Source organism: Massilia sp. PWRC2, assembly GCF_049896725.1.
Classification (GTDB): domain Bacteria; phylum Pseudomonadota; class Gammaproteobacteria; order Burkholderiales; family Burkholderiaceae_D; genus JAFCUW01.
Map to the genome: position 1 here is coordinate 1 of NZ_JAFCUW010000031.1, position 2,885 is coordinate 2,885.

Below are 2,885 nucleotides of genomic sequence, written 5' to 3' on the forward strand. Positions count from 1 at the left end.
CTGTTGGTCGGACCGAGAACGACGTCTGCAACGCGCACGCCGATGATCTCGGAGACGCGCGCTCCGGTATTGAACATGAGCGTGAGCAAGAGCCTGTCGCGCTGACCGATCCAGGTGTCGGTCGCCACGTCAATCACCGCCAGCATCTGTTCTCGTGGCAAATATCCAACCATCTTGCGTTCAAAGCGCTTCATCGGCACGGCCAACGCGTTCTCAATCACGCCCAGGTTAGCTGGATCGCGGTGGGCCGCGAACTTCAAGAACGCCCGCACCGCAGCCAGTCGGACGTTGCGACTTCGAACTGAGTTGCGTCGCTGCACCTCTAGGTGATCGAGGAAATCGGCCAGGAACCGGGCGTTGAGATCCGCAAGTGTCAGACCGTGCGCCGGCAGGCGTCGCTGTTCCTCGGCGAAGCGTAGCAGCAGCACGAAGGTGTCGCGGTAAGAGGCCACAGTGCGCGGGCTCAAGGCTCGTTGCTGCACCATGTAGTCGGTGAAGAACTCCTGCACGAGGCCGGCAAACGTCGGAGCGGTCCGGCGGCTCATCGCGCAGCCCCTTGCCCCTCGGTACCGGCAAAGTGCTCGAACCGAGCCCCGATGGTGTCCATCAGTTCTGGAACGCCGGACAGATACCAGTAGGTGTCGGAGATCCTGGCATGGCCGAGATAGGTGCACAGCCAGAACATGCCGTGGTCGATGGACTGACCCGCCTCTCGCCAGCGTTGTACGCGCCTCACGGCAAAGGTGTGGCGCAGATCGTGGATGCGAGGATGCATATGGTCGCCCCGAGCGCACCAACCGAGGCGCAGTTGCAAGCGCAGGAACACGTTGTCCACCGTACGCGTCGCCAAGCGCCCGCCGTCGTGCGAGACGAAGAACGGGGCCTCCTCCACGGCACCATGGCGTTGGTTCCGCGCTTGCCGGTACAGGCCGAGTTCCTGTACCGTGCTCGCATGAAGCGGCAGGCTGCGGGACTTGTGGAACTTGGTCTGACGGACGGTGAGCGAAGCGCGCTGCAAATCGACGTCGCCCAATGTGAGCGTCAATGCTTCCGATAGCCTAAGCCCCGCTGCAGCGATCAGGCCGAACAAGGTGCGGTAGGTCACTGGCCGCAGATCCCAGGTGAGCGTTAGTCGGCCTGCCGCGTCGAGCAGTTCGCTGATCTCATCGTCCGTGTAGATATGGGGTGCCAAGCGGCGATGACTGCGGCCGAGAATACTCTTGGGCGGGAGCTCCGAGGCTGGCTCGAACTGCCGGTAGTGGGCGGCGAACGGCCGCACGATCTCCAGCCGTCGCGCAGCGGTCACTGCACTGGTCTGCCGCACGTGTTCCCGGGCCCATCCCAGCATCAAGTCCTGCGTGAGCGGGCCAAGATGTTCCCGTGCGTCGGCATAACGAGCGAAGCGCGCGAGCTCGGTGGCGGCAGACCTCAATGCGAAGCCCAGGCGGCGCCGATCGTCGAGGTAGCGATGCACGGCATCTTGCATCGATGTAGCGGCGCTCATGGCCGGCTCCCTGGCCAGGGCATTGCCACTTCGCCCAACCTGCCGAAGTCGACCTTGGCGTAAATGAGCGAGGTGTTCAGCTCGCGATGACGAAGCATGTCGGCCACTTCCTTAAGCGTGCCACCGGTGTTGAGCAGGCGGCTTGCCAACGTGTGTCGCAGGATGTGCACACGCGTGTAGGGCAGACCTGCTCGGCGATATGCCGCGCGCACGGCTCGCCGCACGACGTCGGCGGCTACCGGCTCGTCAACCGGTGCAACATGCCGAACGAAGACCAAGCGGCTGGCGGTTCGGGGTCGCTCGGATCGCAGGTAGTCGGCGATGGCAGCGCCGGTGAGATGCGGCAGCGGCAGCAAATCGACTCGCCGCGACTTGCTCTTGCTAATGCGAACGGTGCCGGCGATCCAGTCGATGTCATCGAGTGCCAGAGCAATAACCTCGCTGCTACGCAGCCCAAGATCGACGACGCATCGTACGAGGGCGTAGCAGCGTAGGCGCGACGGAAGATCGACCGGAAAGGCGTCTAGCAACCGATTGACCTCATCGGACGAGAGCGTCTCCGGTAAGGGCGCAAGGCGCCAGTTTGCCGGTGCGCCAACAACAGGTAGAAGATGCTCGACGGGATCGCCCTCGAACGCACGGAAGCGCAGGTAGCTGCGTACAGCGGTGGCGGTCGCGCCGCCGCTTGCAGCGCTCACCCGCGAGAGTTCCTGGGTTAAGAACTGTCGTAGATCATCGGCAGACGGTGTCGCTGCGCTCGACTTCATGCGCAGCAGTGCACGAATGACCGTGATGCGCTTGAGGCGAGTGCTTCCGGCGAGGCCCTTGGAGTGCAATAAGTAGTCGTCGAAACGACGCAGTTGCTCGTCGATGGGACCAACGTGGCGACTATCCAGTTGTACTCCGGCGCTGCGAGCGACTGTCATCAGATGCCGTAGTGCGGTACGGACCTGGTGGCGACTTCGTTGCACAGGCGCAGTACAGGTGCAGCAAGGCAAGTGCTGGTCGATAAAGTTGACAGCGAGCCGGTCGAGAGCCCGAAGATCGAACGGACGTCGCCGCGACCAGAGAGCAAAGTGGGCTAGGCAATTTAGATACTGGCGGACCGTGCTGCGCGAATACTGCAGCTCGGTCAGTCGATCCCAGAAGGGTTGAACGTAAGGTGCCAGTTCGCTGGCACGAAGTCGTGACGCGGCCGGTTCGGTAAGGCCATTGAAGACATCCATCGCGTTCTCCTGAAGAGGGGTGGGTTCTTCAGGAGACGCGTCTTCTTATGCGAAGTCCAGTAGTCGATCGGGCCGCCCCAGCAAAGGCAGGTTGCGCTTCTGGCAGAACAACGCGTCGACGACTACACATAAGCGCCGACTTCGCCTTATTCTTG

At 62.6% G+C, this 2,885-nt stretch carries 3 protein-coding genes; all 3 read right to left on the reverse strand.

Annotated elements, in window-relative coordinates:
- Positions 1-545: tyrosine-type recombinase/integrase (locus tag ACP7BZ_RS22825; RefSeq protein ID WP_426117476.1), on the reverse strand; the 545-nt coding region annotated here is incomplete at its 3' end.
- The gene (locus ACP7BZ_RS22830) at positions 542-1,504 is read right to left on the reverse strand and encodes a tyrosine-type recombinase/integrase (protein WP_426117478.1); all 963 of its coding nucleotides are present in this window, start codon (positions 1,502-1,504) and stop codon (positions 542-544) included. The genes ACP7BZ_RS22830 and ACP7BZ_RS22825, both read right to left, overlap by 4 nt.
- Complete coding sequence (locus ACP7BZ_RS22835) at positions 1,501-2,730, reverse strand: tyrosine-type recombinase/integrase (RefSeq protein ID WP_426117480.1); 1,230 nt, start codon at positions 2,728-2,730, stop codon at positions 1,501-1,503. Before ACP7BZ_RS22835 ends, ACP7BZ_RS22830 begins: the two co-directional genes overlap by 4 nt.
- Positions 2,731-2,885: the final 155 nt, after the last annotated feature.